Source organism: Janthinobacterium sp. RA13, assembly GCF_000745325.1.
Classification (GTDB): domain Bacteria; phylum Pseudomonadota; class Gammaproteobacteria; order Burkholderiales; family Burkholderiaceae_D; genus Janthinobacterium; species Janthinobacterium rivuli.
Genome location: NZ_JQNP01000001.1, coordinates 5864252 through 5877751, shown reverse-complemented (window position 1 = coordinate 5877751; position 13500 = coordinate 5864252). Strand labels below are relative to the sequence as shown.

The window sequence follows — 13500 nt, the reverse complement described above, 5'->3', positions numbered from 1 at the left end:
CGTTATTCCACTGCGTCTTGCAGGGTGCGCGCTTCGTCCGCCCACATGATGGGGATGCCATCGCGGATAGGATAGGCGAGGCGGTCGGCGCGGCAAATCAGTTCCTGCGCCTTCTTATCGTGTTCAAGCGGACCCTTGCAAACAGGGCAGACCAGGATATCAAGCAGTCGAGCGTCCACGACATTTCTCCACAATTTGTTGGGCCAGCGCGCTATCGATGCGCGCACTGACGGGGACGACCCACAGTCTCGGGTCATCTTTGAGATGTTCAATTTGCGCACATTTTACTGCATCCTTCTCGGTGATCAAGATCACATCCGTGTCGAGCGCCGCAAATGGCTGGTCGAGGAAGTCGTGATGATCGGGCAAGGGCAGTTCCATGAAGTCCAGCCCGGCCCCGCGCAGCATGGCAAAGAAGCGCTGCGGGTTGCCGATGCCGGCCGCCGCCACGATGCGCTGGCCGCTGGCCGCCAGGGTCGCCAAAGGCATGCTTTCGCCGCGCTTGACCAGGCGTTCGGCCACGCCGCCATCGAGCCGCATCTGCACCACCAGGGAACCAGCTGGCGCCACCTGCGCCACGAGTGCCGGCGCCAGCTCGGGTGCGTTGATCACCGTCACGTCGCGCCGGCGCCGCGGCGATTCGCGCAAAGGTCCCGCCGGCAACAGCCAGCCATTGCCGGCGCCGCGGCCGTCGAACAGCACGATTTCCACATCGCGCCGCAAGGCGTAATGCTGCAAGCCGTCGTCGGTGACCAGCACGTCGACGTCGGGATGGGCGGCCAGCAGCGCCCTGCCCGCTTGCGCGCGGTCGCGCCCCACCATCACGGGACAGCCGCCGCGCTGGAAGATCAGCAGCGGCTCGTCGCCCACCTGTTGCGGCGTGGAAGCGGCGCTGACGGCGCGCGGCGAACGGTCGGCGCTGCCATGGCCGCGCGAAATGACGCCCGGGCGCATGCCCGCGTCGCGCAAGGCTTGCACCAGCCAGATCGTCAGCGGCGTCTTGCCCGTGCCGCCGATAAAAATGTTGCCGACGACGACGACGGGCACGGGCAGGCGCGCGGATTTGATAATGTTTGCCCGGTACAGGCCGCGCCTGACACTACTCAGGGCGCCGAACAGCAGCGACACGGGCCACAGCGCGCACGCCAGCGGGCCGCGCGTCAGCCAGGCGCGGGTGAGAGTGGTTTCAAGCTTGGCGGGGGAGGATGTGGGCATGAAGGAAGACGTAAAAATGGTGTAGGTCGGATTAGCTGCGCCGCCAGGCGCAGCGTAATCCGACATGCTTGGCTGCGGCTTGTGTCGGCTTACGCCGTGCCGGCTAAGCCGACCTACTTGCCACCCGCTTGCGCCGCAAACGTCAGCTTTTCATAGCCGGCCAGGCGGGCCGCTTCCATCACGTGGATGACCATCTGGTGCATGGCGAACTGGTCGGCGTTGACCACCACGACGGGCGTCTGCGCCGGCGCCTTGCCGCCGTTGGCCGCTTTCGCCGCGTCCTGCAAGGCATCGGCCAGGCCGGCCACGTCGCGGAACGAGACAGGCTCGCGGTTGACCGTGTAATTGCCCTTGGCATCGATGGTGACGTCGAGCTGCTGCGGCTTGTCCTTCGCCTGCTCGGCGTCGGCCGTCGGCAAGGTGATCTGCAGCTCCGTAAACTTGCTGTAGGTGGTGCTGACCATGAGGAAGATCAGGATCACCAGCAGCACGTCGATAAACGGGATCAGGTTGATTTCGGGGTCTTCACGCCCCTTGCCTTTGCGGAAGTTCATTTGCGGCCACTGTGGACGATGTCGACGAACTTGACCGCTTGCTGCTCCATGTCAATGACGAAGCTGTCGACGAGGGCGCGGAAGTGGCGGTAGAAGATCAGGGCCGGCATGGCAATGGCCAGGCCAAACGCTGTGTTATACAAGGCGACGGAAATACCGTGCGACAGCGCCGAGTTCGACGCGGTGGCGCCGGGCGAAGCAAAAATCTCGATCATGCCGATCACCGTGCCAAACAGGCCCATCAGGGGCGCCAGGGTGGCAATCGTGCCCAGGGTGGTCAGGAAACGTTCCAGTGTGTGGGCCACGCCGCTGCCCGCCTCTTCGATCGATTCCTTCATCACCTCGCGCGGCGCGTCGACATTGCGCAGGGCGGCGGCCAGCACCACGCCCAGCGGCGAATTGTCTTCCAGCTTGGCCACCGTGTCCGGCGTGATCTTGCCGCTGCGATACACCTGCACCACTTCATCAAACAGCTTGCGGGGCAGGATCTTGGCGCGTCGCAAATACAGCAGGCGCTCGATGATCAAGGCCAGGGCGACGATGGAAGCGATCAACAACAGCCAGATGGGCCAGCCAGCGGCTTGAAATATAGCGAGCAAAAGGAACTCCTGGTAAAGGGAAGGCGGTGAATCGCCCGAACAGCCTGTATTGTACCGAGCGCCGAAGAGCGATGGTACGTGCGCGCGGGAATGGCGCAATGTAGCGCGTTGCCGCGCCGGCGGCAAGTGGCGCCCGCATGGCACTTGTCCACACGGCGCGTCGGGTGCACGCTGCCGCCGCACAGTTTTGCACACTTTGTGTGGATAAGATTGTGAGCAAGCATGAAGTCCAGCATATAAGCCCTTGATTTACATGAGAATTACTGCGCTGCGCAAAATACAGGCATAGCAGCTCATCGCCATTAGTCAATGTCACAAAATTAAGAATTCAAGAGTTCTGCACATTTACTGTGGACAAGATTGTGCGCAAAGCCGAGGAATTCAATCAAGTCATTGATTTTAAAGGAGATTAAATCAATGCGTAAAAAAGTGGCAGCCAGCACGAAATCGGTGGCAAACAGGCGGTCAAAGTTCTGCACACAATCTGTGGACAAGATTGTGCGCAAGCGCACGGATACGCGCCAAGTACATTGATTTATATCGTTTTTATTGCCATGCATAAAAATGTGGCAGAGGTCGGAAAGCGGGGTTTTCCACGTCCGATTTCACTTCCAAATGGCAGTTTTCCACCGCCAGCGCAGTTCCACACATAAAGTGTGGATAAGATTGTGAGCAAGCCGATTAACTCCATGCAAGTGCCTTGATTTTAAAGGGATTTTTTTCCATGCTGAAAAATGAGGCAGCAATTCGGCGTGTTCACGCGGTGGAAAACCCGGACAAGCCACGAAACGGTTTATGCAGTTTTGCACACATTCTGTGGATAAGATTGTGAGCAAGGCGCACGGCCTTACGCTACATACTTGATTTATATGGCTATTTTTATGCTGCGCAAAATTCAGGCAAGCGATGCCATGGGCCTTCCCGTGGATAAATCCGGCGCCGCGCCAGAGTTCTGCACATTTTTTGTGGATAAGATTGTGCGCAAGGCCATGCATGGCATACTAAGCGCTTGATTCCTATACACTTTATTTCCATGCGCAAAAATGTAGCAAGGCACTTTTATCGGTCGATGTGGGCTCGCCGGGCCATGTTTGTCCAAGGCAAAAAGTTCCGCACACTTTCTGTGGATAACTTTGTGCGTAAGTGGCAGGGGCTGAACTGATGTGCTTGATATTAAAGGTTTTTTTTCCCGTGCACGCAAATCAGGCATTCGGGAATTCATCATGAAATCAAATACTTAGAAATAGAACTTGTTGTTTTGCACGATATATGACATAAGCATGACCTCGCCGATAATATGTGGACAGTTCCCTCCCCCATAGCACCAGATGATGACCGATATCCCAACTGACAGCGGCTTTGCCGCCCCGCCCGTGCTGACCGTCAGCGCCCTGAACCAGGCCGTCGCGCGCCTGCTCGAGCGCTCGTTTCCCCTGACCTGGATCGCCGGCGAGATTTCCAACTTCACGCGCGCCGCTTCCGGCCACTGGTATTTCACCTTGAAGGACGATGGCGCCCAGGTGCGCGCCGTGATGTTCCGCGGCCGCGCCCAGTTTGCCGGCTTCACGCCGCGCGAAGGCGACAAGGTGGAAGTGCGCGCCCTCGTCACCCTGTACGGCGCGCGCGGCGATTACCAGATCAACGTGGAAGCCATCCGCCGCGCCGGCGTGGGCGCCCTGTACGAAGCGTTCCAGCGCCTGAAGGAAAAGCTGGCCGCGCAAGGCCTGTTCGACCAGGAACGCAAGCGCGCCATCCCCATGTTCGCGCGCAGCATCGGCATCGTCACCAGCCCGCAGGCGGCCGCCCTGCGCGACGTGCTGATCGCGCTCAAGCGCCGCGCGCCGCACGTCTCCATCATCCTGTATCCCACGCCCGTGCAGGGCCAGCAGGCGCCGGAAAAAATCGCGCACGCCATCCGCACGGCATCGACAAGGGCCGACTGCGACGTGCTGCTGGTGTGCCGTGGCGGCGGCAGTATCGAAGACTTGTGGTCGTTCAACGATGAAGCCGTGGCCCACGCGATTGCCGATTGCTCCATGCCCGTGATCAGCGGCGTGGGCCACGAAACGGATTTCACCATCGCCGACTTCGCGGCCGACCTGCGCGCGGCCACGCCGACGGCGGCGGCCGAACTGGCTGCCACGCCGCGCGCCGACTGGATGGCTTCCCTGCGCGCCGATGCGGCCGACCTGCGCCGCGCCATGCGCCGCAGCCTCGACGATGCGGCGCAAACGCTGGACCGCCACAGCCGCCGCCTGCTCAACCCGAAGGCGCAGCTGCAACAGCAGCGCTTGCAGCTGCTGGCCCTGTCGACGGCCATGACGCATGCGGCGCGCGCGCCCGTGAACCAGTCGCAGTACGCGCTGGAACGCCTGCGTTCGCGCTGGGCCAACCTGCGGCCCGACGTCACGGTGCCGCGCGCGCACCTGGCGGACATGCAGCGGCGCAGCGGCGCGGCCATGGCACAGCAGCTGGGCCAGCGGCGCCACCGCCTCGACGGCCTGGCGGCACAGCTGGAGCTGCTCAATCCCCAACGTACTTTGGAGCGCGGCTATGCGATCCTGCGCGATGAAAAGGGGAATATCGTGCGCTCGCCGGCGCAGCTGCAGGCGCGCCAGAACGTCAATGTGCGCCTGGCCGAAGGCAGCGCGCAGATCGGCATCGCCAGCGTGCAGGCGAGTCTGGAATAAGCGCTGGAATAAAAAAGGCCGGGGAAGAACCCCGGCCCAACACCTTCCCTACTGAGTGGACTGCTACTGCAACTGCTCTTTCACACGGCCTGATTAAAACTTCATCGACACGCGCGCGCCAAAGGTGCGCGGCGCGTTGTAGAAGGCGCCGTAGATCTGCTGCGTCGGCTGGCATGGCATGCCGACGTCCGTGCAGATTTCATTGACGTCCAGCTTGACCGCCTTGTCGGTGGCGTTCTGCACGAACGCTTCCACCGTGTAGGCCTTGTTGGCCGGCTGGAAACGCAGGCTCAGGTCCAGGGTCGTGTAGGCTTCCTGGCGCTTGACGCCGGCATGGCCCGGCACGTCGCCGTTGAAGGCGCCCGCCCCCACATACGACATGGTTTCATAGTGCACCGAGGCGCGCGGCGTGAGCTGGCCGCCGGCGACACTGAAATCATGCTCGTACTGGACGGTCGTGGAAAACTTCGGCGCATGCTTCATGGTGCTGCCGCCCACGTTCACCAATGGCGCCGTCGAACCGCAAGACTGGCCATTCGCGCGCGCCGCATCGACGTCGCACGACATGAAGTCGTCATACACGGCTTTGAGCCAGGTGGCGTTGCCCGTCAGACGGTCGACCTTCGTTGGCCGCCACACCCATTCCGCTTCCAGGCCCTTGACGGTGGCGCCAGCCGCGTTGAAGTTGGCCAGCACGCTGTTGACCACCTGCGACTCGAGCTTGTCCTTGTACTTCATCAGGAAGGCATCGAGGTTCAGGGTCAGTTCGCGGTTCAGCAAGTCCGACTTGAAGCCGATTTCATAGCTGGTCAGCTTTTCCGGCTTGGTGGTGGCGCCGCCGTCTCCGATGGCCGGCGAGTGGAAGCCCGTCGTCACGGAACCGAACAGCAAAATGTCCGGGCGCAGCTTGTACTCGATGCGGCCCAGCCAGGTGGCCTGGCCATATTTCAGGTCGGCCGTGTTGTCGCCCGGCGTATTGCCGCAGGTGGCGGCCGTGATGGCGCCGCCAGGGCCGATATTGTGCGTGTTGGCCAGGCCCGTGCCCGGCTTGACCAGTTGCGCCAGCTGATCGGGATTGAGCACTGTGGTGCCCAGCGGCGCGTTCGCGGGCCAGTTCGGGCAGGCCCAGTTCTTGCCGCCGACGTCGAATTTATGGTCTTTCGTGTAGCGCGCGCCGGCCGTCAGCTTGATCTGGTCCGTCACTTGCTGGCTGACCTGGCCGAACACGGCCTTCGATTTGAGCTGGCGGTCGCCCTGGATGAAGGACATCGACGACGCATACTGGCCCACGGTCGGCTGCACGAAGATCACGGCGCCGTTGGCGATATCCTGCTGCACGGCCGCCTGCGAAATCTGGCTGCGGTCGATATCGAAGCGCACCTTGTTCTTTTCATTGAACAGGAACACGCCGGCCACCCACTGGAACGGCGCATCGTCGTCCGAGCGCGCCTGCAGCTCGTGCGAATAGCTGTCGAACTGCGCCCAGTCGGTGCGGTTTTCCGACTTGAAGCCGGGGAACAGGCCCGCATCCGAGTCGTTGCTGTTCTGGCGCTTGTAGCGGCTCCAGCTGCCCAGGTAGGTGAAGTCCAGCGCGTCCGTCGGCTTGTAATTGAGCTTGCCCTTGTAGGTCAAAATCGACTGGTCCAGGGTGCCCGGCGTGTCAATCAGGGCCGAGCGCAGCTTCTCGCCACGTTTCGGTTCGGCCGCCAGGTAGACGTTGCCGGCGCCCTGGTCGAGGAAATAGTCGGCGATGAAGGTGCCGCGCAGTTGCGGCGTGAACTTCCACAGCAAGGAGGCGCGCACGCCCATCTGGTCGCCGGCGCCATACTTGGCCGTGCCCGGCATGACGTTCGAGCCGCGGCGGAAGTCCACCGTGCCGTCATGGCTATCCTTGATGGCGGCGATGCGCAGCGCCACGTCGTCGGAAAACGGGATATTGAGCATGCCCTGCGTCTGCAGATGGCGCTTGTCACCCACGGTGATGCCGGCCGAGCCCATGAACTTGGCCGTGCTTGGCGCGGCCGACACGAGGTTGACGGCGCCGGCCGTCGAATTGCGGCCGTTCAGGGTGCCCTGCGGTCCGCGCGCCACCTCGACGTGCGACAGGTCATACATCAGCGCGGTGGCGCCCTGGGGACGCGGCGAATACACGCCGTCGACATAAAAGGCGACGGCCGGGTCGCCCAGCTCCGTGTGGTTGGCCGAGCCGACGCCGCGCATGTAGACGTGCACGCCGCCCGAGTCGCCATGCTGCTCGACGACGAGGCTCGGCACCATGGTGGCCAGCGAGGCCAGATCCTTGACCTGGTTGTTTTGCAGCGTGTCCTGGTTGAAGGCGGTGACGGCCAGCGGCGTCTCCTGCACGAAGGTATTGCGGCGCGTGGCCGTGACGACGATGCGGTCCATCTGTTCGGCGGCCGGTTTTGCCGCGTCCGTGGCTGCAGCCTCCTGGGCCATGGCGGCGCCGCTGCCCAGCAAGATGAACTGGGCGAATGTCGCATGCGCGAGGCTGAGGGCGATGGTATTGCGTTTGAGCTGTTGCATTGTTGTTGTCTCCTGTACCGCTGGTTGATTGATGATCACATAGCTCTTTGGCTATTGCTGCACATTTTTTGGGTGTCAATCTGAAGTCATGTCGCCTCCGTGCGGGGTCAATGGGTAGCCACGGCGCGCCCGGCCGTGTCAAATAGAAAGGCATGGCCTTCTTCCGGCGCGAAGCCGATGCTGCTGCCCTGCGCCAGACTGTGGCGCGCCTCGCCATGCAGCTTGATGGCCACCGCATGCGGACTGTTATCGAGGGTCGCGTGGATGATTTGCGCATCGCCCAGCTGCTCGATCAGGGTCACCGTGGCGCCATAGCCTTCGTGGCGCGGCACCAGGCGCAGGTGTTCGGGACGTATGCCGACCAGCATGCCCGCCTCGCCGCCAAGCTGGCTGGCCAGCGCGGGGACGGCGGCGCACGGCAAGAAGTTCATGCGCAGCGCGCCGATGAAGCCGGCCACGAACTGGCTGGCCGGATGGCGGTACAGGTCCAGGGGCGCCCCCACCTGCTCCAGGTGGCCGCCATGGAAGACGGCAACCCGGTCGCCGAGTGTCATGGCTTCGACCTGGTCGTGCGTCACATAGATCATCGTGGTGCCCAGTTCCTGGTGCAGCTTGGCCAGTTCGATGCGCGTCTGCACGCGCAAGGAGGCGTCAAGGTTGGACAGCGGCTCGTCAAACAAAAACACCTTGGGCTGGCGCACGATGGAGCGGCCGATGGCCACGCGCTGGCGTTCGCCGCCCGACAGGGCTTTCGGCTTGCGGTCGAGCAGGTGCGTGATCTGCAAAATCTCGGCCACCTTGCCGACGGCGGCGCGCACTTCGGCTTCCGGTTTGCCCGCCAACTTGAGGGCAAAGCCCATGTTGTCGCGCGCCGTCATGTGCGGATACAGGGCGTAGCTCTGGAAGACCATGGCGATGCCCCGCTCGGCCGGCGCCACGTCATTGGCCAGCAAGTCGCCGATGCGCAGCTGGCCCGCGCTGATGTCTTCCAGTCCCGCGATCATGCGCAGCAGGGTCGACTTGCCGCAGCCGGACGGCCCGACAAAGACCATGAATTCGCCGTCATGGATATCGAGGTCCAGGCCCTTGACGATTTCCGGGCCGTCGCCATAGGTCTTGCGGATGCCGCGCAGGGAAATGGCGGCCATGTCAGTGCTCCTCGGCCAGCACGGCGGCGTGGGACGCGCGCTGGGCGGCGATGAAGTCGCGGTACCACAGGGCGCTGTCCTTGAAGCTGCGCTGCTGCGTGGCGTAATCGACGTAGAGCATGCCGAAGCGCTTGGCGTAGCCCGAGTTCCACTCGAAGTTATCCATCAGGCTCCAGTAGAAATAGCCGCGCACGTCGATGCCCTGCGCGATCACGGCGCGCAAGGCGTCCAGGTGCAGCTGCACGTACTCGATGCGCGGCGCATCGTGGATCTTGCCGTCGACGGGCTTGTCGGCCACGGCCATGCCGTTTTCCGTGATGTAGACGGGCGGCAATCGGTATTCGCGGTGCAGGCCGACCAGCAGTTCCGTCAAGCCCTGCGGATAGGTTTCCCAGCCCATGTCGTTGACACCGAGCTTGCATTCGGGTTTGCGCGGCGGCGTCTCGGCACTCATGTAAGCGCGCGTGTAATAGTTCACGCCGAGGAAATCGATGGGCTGCCTGATATCTATGAAATCGTTTTCAAAGATGGATAAAGCGGAAGCATCTGGGTGTTTCAGGGCCAGGGCCGGGTAGCGGCCCTTGAAGATGGCGTCCATATACCACTGCACCGAGCGCGCATATTCGAGTTCGGCCAGCTCGCGGTCCTGGGCGCTGTCGGTAGCCGGCGTGGCCGTCCATTGATTGAGCACGATGCCCAGTTTCGCGGGCGGATTGACGACGCGCATGGCTTGCATGGCCAGGCCGTGCGACAGCAGCAGATGGTGCGACACTTGCACGGCGGCGGCCGGGTCGGCCATGCCGGGGGCGAACTGGCCCGTGCCGTGGCCCAGCACGGCCGTGCACCACGGTTCGTTATGCGTGGCGATGCTGGCGACCTTGTGGCCGAAGCGGCGCGCCACTTCGGCCGCGTAGGCGGCGAAGTGGTAGCAGGTGGCGCGATTGAGCCAGCCGCCCTCGTCCTGCAAGGCTTGCGGCAAGTCCCAGTGGTACAGGGTCAGATGGGCATCGAGCCCCTTCGCGGCCAGGGCGTCGAGCAAACGCCCATAAAAGTCGAAGCCGGCCTCGTTCCAGGCGCCGGAACCCGTCGGCTGCACGCGCGACCAGGACATGGAAAAGCGGTAGGCATTCACGCCCAGGCTGGCGATCAGCTCCACGTCCTCGGCATAGCGGTGGTAATGGTCGCAGGCCACGTCGCCATTGCTGCCGTCGATGATCTTGCCGTCCGTGTGGCTGAAGGTATCCCAGATGGATGGGCCGCGGCCGTCGATGGCCGCGGCGCCCTCGATCTGGTAGGCGCTGGTGGCCACGCCCCAGGTGAAGGTGGCGGGAAAGTTGGTGTCAATGTCGTCGTTATGCATGGTGGTCATGTCAGTGTGAGTGGATTAAAGAGAGTGCTAGCCTTTGACGGCGCCCTGGGTCAGTCCTTCAATTAAACGCTTCGAGGCGACAAAAAACATCAGCAGCAGCGGCAGCACGGCGATGGCGGCGCCCGTCATCAGCGCGCCCCATTCCGTGTTGTTCGGCGCCTGCATGCTGCGCAGGGCCAGCGGGATCGTGTAGTTCTCGACCGAGCGCATGACGACCAGCGGCGTGATGAAATTGTTCCACGAGTTGATGAAGGTGATCAGGCCCAGGGTGCCCATGGCGGGACCGATCAGCGGCAGCACGACTCTCCAGTAGATGGCGAATTCGCCGCAGCCGTCGATGCGCGCCGCCTCGATCAGGTCCTTCGGAATGGCCGTGCCGATGTACTGGCGCATCAGGAAAATGCCCAGCGCGCCGGCCGCTCCCGGCACGTACAGGGCGCGCGGCTGGTCCAGCCATCCGAGGAAATCCATCAGCATGAAGGTCGGGATCATGTTCATGAACGAGGGAATGATCATCGACGCCATCACCAGGGTGAACAAGGGCCGCTTGAAGCGGAACTCGTACATGGCGAAGGCATAGCCGCCCAGCGAGCAAAAGAACAAGGTCAGCGCCGTCGTCATCAGGGCCACGTACAGGCTGATGCCGATATTGCGCCAGAACGGCAGCCGCTCCTGCAGCAATTCCAGGTTGTTGAGCAGGGCCGTGCCGAACCAGCGCGGCGGCGGCAGGCTGTAGATCTCGGCGCTCGTATGCGTGGCGAAGACGAACATGAAGTAAAACGGCGCGACCATGATCAGGGCGCCGATGGCCACCATGGCGTAGGCCGTCCAGCGGGTGGTTTTCATCGGACCTCCTTGCGCTCATTGCGTTCATTGCGGCTGAAAATGCGGTTGTTGACCCAGGTGGTGCTGGCGATGATCAGGAACAGCAGCCAGGAAATCGCCGACGCCGTGCCGAAGTCGCCCGAGGAAAACGCCGTCTTGTAGACGAAGATGGCCGTCGTCATCACCGACTGGCTCACGCCGCTCGATTCGGCCACCAGCACGAACGGCTCCTCGAACAGCTGCAGGTTGCCCATGATGGTCAGTGTCACGGCCAGGTAGATCATGGGTCGCAGCTGCGGCAGGGTGATGTACCAGAACTGCTGGCGTTTCGACGCGCCATCGATGGTGGCCGCTTCGTACAAGTCCTTCGGTATCACCTGCAGCGCGGACAGATACAGCACCAGGTTCCAGCCCAGGTAGCGCCAGAAAATCACGAAGGCGACGGCCGGCTTGATGAACAGCGAGCTGCCCAGCCAGTCGATCGATTCCGCCGGAAACAGGCCGCCGACGAGCGGCAGGCTGGCGCACCATTGAATCAGCACATTGATCTGCCCATAGTCGCGCGAGAACAGGGTATTGAAGACCATGGCGATGGCCACGCTGGACGTGATGAACGGTAAAAAGTAAATGCCGATCACCAGGTTGCGCGAGCGCTTGAAGCTGTTGTGGATGAAGGCTGCCAGCGGAATGGCGACCAGGTGCTGCGGCACGCCCGAGGCCAGCGCCAGCCACACGGTATTGCCCAGCGAGCGCAAAAACCACGGATCGCTCAAGGCGTATTTGTAGTTGTCCAGGCCCACCCACTGCATGGCTTCCACGCCGCTGGCCGCTTCCCACTGGTTGAACGACAGATAGATGGAAAACAGCAGCGGGAACAGGCTGAAGACGGCGAACAGGATGAAGAAGGGGCTGATGAAGATATACGGCGCCCACTTCTTCATGTTGTAGCGTTTCCTGGCGGGCCGCGCCGCAGCGGCAGCGGGCGCGCCCTCGGTACAAGGCATGGAGGTAGTCATGCTGCTCCTAGCGCCGCGCGCGGTGGGTGATCAGGGCCTTGGCGTCGGCCAGGGCCGTCTTGATATCCTTGTTTTGCGCCAGCACGCTTTCCAGTTCCATGTTGACGATGTCGCGCGCCACGGCGTCGAACTTGTCGACGCGGATGACGGGGATTTTCGCCGCCGTGTCGCGCGCCAGCAGACGCGTCTTCTGGCCGCCGAAATACGGCTGCGGCTCGTCCATCATCGGGTCCGCATACGCGGCCTTGAGGGCCGGGAAAGCGCCGATCTCTTTGAGCGAATGCAGCTGGATATCCTTGTTGACGGTCATGAACTTGATGAATTCCCAGGCCTGGGTTTTATTCGCGGCCTTTTTCGGGATGCCGTAGAAGGAGCCGCCGTAGGACGCCAGCGCGCCGGCCGGCAGGTTCGCCGCGCGCCACTGGCCGGACGACGCCGGCGCCAGCCACTTGGCCAGGTGGCCGCTGAGCCACGAACCCATCATCTGGCTGGCCACCTTGTCGCGTTTAAAACCTTCGGCCCACTCGCCCGTCCAGGCCACGGTGCGCGCATCGATGCCGGCGACCCTGGCCGCCTTGGCCAGTTCGAACGCTTTCACGAAGCGGGGCGAGTCGACCAGCACCTGGCCCTTGTCGCCAAAGTAGATGCCTTCGCCATCTTTCAAATTGGCGCGGATATAGATGTCGGCCAGGTCGCTGGCGCCGGCCAGCAGATAGGTGCCGGTGGCGGCCTTGAGTTTCTTGCCGGCGGCGATATACGATTCCCACGATTGCGTCAGGTCGGCTTCCTTGATGCCCGCCTTGTCCATCAAGTCCTTGCGGTAGAACAGGGTGCCCGGTCCCAGGTCGGCCGGCATGGCGCCCAGGGTGCCGCGCGAACTGGTCGCCTGCACAAAGGTGAACGGCACGAACTGGGCGCGGTACTGCCCTGCCCCGTAGGGCGGCTGCAGCAAATCTTCCATGCCCTTCGATTCGGCGAAGCTGCCGACATAGCGGAAGTCGATGGCCATCACGTCGGGCAGGCGCGCGCCGGCCGCCAGCGCCGTCGTCATCGAGTTATGGTGGTCGTCGATCTGCAGGCTGACCAGCTTGACCTTCACTTGCGGATACAGCTTTTCCCACAGGGGCAAGGCCGTTTTCACGGCGCGGTCCAGGTCGGGGAACGAGGCGACGGTAATCGTGGCCGGGGCCAGCGCCGGCAACGGTGCGGCCGGCGGGACGGCTGCGGGGGCGGGTGCGGGTGCGGCGGCCACGCTGGCAGCCAGGGTCAGCGCTGCCAGCGGGGCGGCGCCAAGGATGCTTGACTTCATTATTTCATCTCCGTTTATTGAGCGTCTTCTATCTTGAAAACGTTTTCACAACATGTGTCCATTTAACACCGCAAAGAAAATCAAGTCAACCGAAAAAGTTGTCATTTTTATTGATGGCAGCGTGGCGAGATGCATGCCGGGGCGCGTGTTCTCCTATGAAAAACGCGAAAAAGCAGGCTGTGGAGCTTGCTGTTGTTTTTTGTGAAAACGTTTTCAAGCGCCGACCCACGG

At 62.6% G+C, this 13500-nt stretch carries 12 protein-coding genes; 2 read left to right on the top strand and 10 right to left on the bottom strand.

Annotated features, from left to right (window positions below; all coding sequences use genetic code 11):
- Nucleotides 1-2: 2 nt before the first annotated feature.
- The 4 genes from FG13_RS29740 to FG13_RS26090 all read right to left on the bottom strand — a co-directional run bounded on the left by FG13_RS29740 (nt 3) and on the right by FG13_RS26090 (nt 2368).
- Nucleotides 3-179, bottom strand: a complete 177-nt coding sequence (locus tag FG13_RS29740; protein ID WP_010395789.1) for a Trm112 family protein — start codon at nt 177-179, stop codon at nt 3-5.
- Nucleotides 160-1215 (bottom strand): tetraacyldisaccharide 4'-kinase, encoded by a 1056-nt coding sequence (lpxK, locus tag FG13_RS26100; RefSeq protein WP_035828772.1) that lies wholly within the window; start codon nt 1213-1215, stop codon nt 160-162. Before lpxK ends, FG13_RS29740 begins: the two co-directional genes overlap by 20 nt.
- A 113-nt stretch (nt 1216-1328) precedes the next feature.
- Nucleotides 1329-1769 (bottom strand): ExbD/TolR family protein, encoded by a 441-nt coding sequence (locus FG13_RS26095; RefSeq protein ID WP_035825768.1) that lies wholly within the window; start codon nt 1767-1769, stop codon nt 1329-1331.
- On the bottom strand, nt 1766-2368 hold the full coding sequence (locus FG13_RS26090; RefSeq protein ID WP_035825764.1) for a MotA/TolQ/ExbB proton channel family protein: 603 nt from the start codon (nt 2366-2368) through the stop codon (nt 1766-1768). The genes FG13_RS26095 and FG13_RS26090 overlap by 4 nt, the downstream gene beginning before the upstream one ends.
- Nucleotides 2369-3249: 881 nt before the next feature.
- Here FG13_RS26090 and FG13_RS31125 point away from each other — a divergent pair.
- Both FG13_RS31125 and xseA read left to right on the top strand, forming a co-directional pair.
- Nucleotides 3250-3381, top strand: a complete 132-nt coding sequence (locus FG13_RS31125) for a hypothetical protein (protein ID WP_268747020.1) — start codon at nt 3250-3252, stop codon at nt 3379-3381.
- A 315-nt stretch (nt 3382-3696) separates the two neighbouring features.
- Nucleotides 3697-5058 (top strand): exodeoxyribonuclease VII large subunit, encoded by a 1362-nt coding sequence (xseA, locus tag FG13_RS26080; RefSeq protein WP_035825760.1) that lies wholly within the window; start codon nt 3697-3699, stop codon nt 5056-5058.
- Nucleotides 5059-5151: 93 nt separating this feature from the next.
- On the opposite strand, the gene FG13_RS26075 is transcribed toward xseA, so the two are convergent.
- From FG13_RS26075 to FG13_RS26050, 6 genes are all read right to left on the bottom strand, one after another.
- Nucleotides 5152-7602, bottom strand: coding sequence for a TonB-dependent receptor (locus FG13_RS26075; protein ID WP_035825753.1), 2451 nt, complete (start codon nt 7600-7602; stop codon nt 5152-5154).
- A 107-nt stretch (nt 7603-7709) separates the two neighbouring features.
- On the bottom strand, nt 7710-8750 hold the full coding sequence (locus FG13_RS26070; protein ID WP_035825752.1) for an ABC transporter ATP-binding protein: 1041 nt from the start codon (nt 8748-8750) through the stop codon (nt 7710-7712).
- A gap of 1 nt (nt 8751) precedes the next feature.
- On the bottom strand, nt 8752-10119 hold the full coding sequence (locus FG13_RS26065; RefSeq protein WP_035825748.1) for a GH1 family beta-glucosidase: 1368 nt from the start codon (nt 10117-10119) through the stop codon (nt 8752-8754).
- A gap of 27 nt (nt 10120-10146) precedes the next feature.
- Entirely contained in the window at nt 10147-10965 is an 819-nt protein-coding gene (locus FG13_RS26060; RefSeq protein WP_034751746.1) for a carbohydrate ABC transporter permease, read from the bottom strand.
- On the bottom strand, nt 10962-11960 hold the full coding sequence (locus tag FG13_RS26055) for a carbohydrate ABC transporter permease (RefSeq protein ID WP_035825745.1): 999 nt from the start codon (nt 11958-11960) through the stop codon (nt 10962-10964). The genes FG13_RS26060 and FG13_RS26055 overlap by 4 nt, the downstream gene beginning before the upstream one ends.
- Before the next feature lie 7 nt (nt 11961-11967).
- A complete protein-coding gene (locus FG13_RS26050) occupies nt 11968-13269 on the bottom strand; it encodes an extracellular solute-binding protein (protein ID WP_035825744.1) in 1302 nt (433 codons plus the stop codon).
- Between the last annotated feature and the right edge of the window lie 231 nt (nt 13270-13500).

What these genes read in the sequence shown, in the direction of transcription:
- FG13_RS26095 (WP_035825768.1), bottom strand. Translation starts at nt 1,769, where the DNA reads ATGAACTTCCGCAAAGGCAAGGGGCGTGAAGACCCCGAAATCAACCTG.
- FG13_RS26050 (WP_035825744.1), bottom strand. Translation starts at nt 13,269, where the DNA reads ATGAAGTCAAGCATCCTTGGCGCCGCCCCGCTGGCAGCGCTGACCCTG.
- FG13_RS26065 (WP_035825748.1), bottom strand. Translation starts at nt 10,119, where the DNA reads ATGACCACCATGCATAACGACGACATTGACACCAACTTTCCCGCCACC.
- FG13_RS26055 (WP_035825745.1), bottom strand. Translation starts at nt 11,960, where the DNA reads ATGACTACCTCCATGCCTTGTACCGAGGGCGCGCCCGCTGCCGCTGCG.
- FG13_RS26075 (WP_035825753.1), bottom strand. Translation starts at nt 7,602, where the DNA reads ATGCAACAGCTCAAACGCAATACCATCGCCCTCAGCCTCGCGCATGCG.
- FG13_RS26070 (WP_035825752.1), bottom strand. Translation starts at nt 8,750, where the DNA reads ATGGCCGCCATTTCCCTGCGCGGCATCCGCAAGACCTATGGCGACGGC.
- xseA (WP_035825760.1), top strand. Translation starts at nt 3,697, where the DNA reads ATGATGACCGATATCCCAACTGACAGCGGCTTTGCCGCCCCGCCCGTG.
- FG13_RS31125 (WP_268747020.1), top strand. Translation starts at nt 3,250, where the DNA reads ATGCTGCGCAAAATTCAGGCAAGCGATGCCATGGGCCTTCCCGTGGAT.
- FG13_RS26060 (WP_034751746.1), bottom strand. Translation starts at nt 10,965, where the DNA reads ATGAAAACCACCCGCTGGACGGCCTACGCCATGGTGGCCATCGGCGCC.
- lpxK (WP_035828772.1), bottom strand. Translation starts at nt 1,215, where the DNA reads ATGCCCACATCCTCCCCCGCCAAGCTTGAAACCACTCTCACCCGCGCC.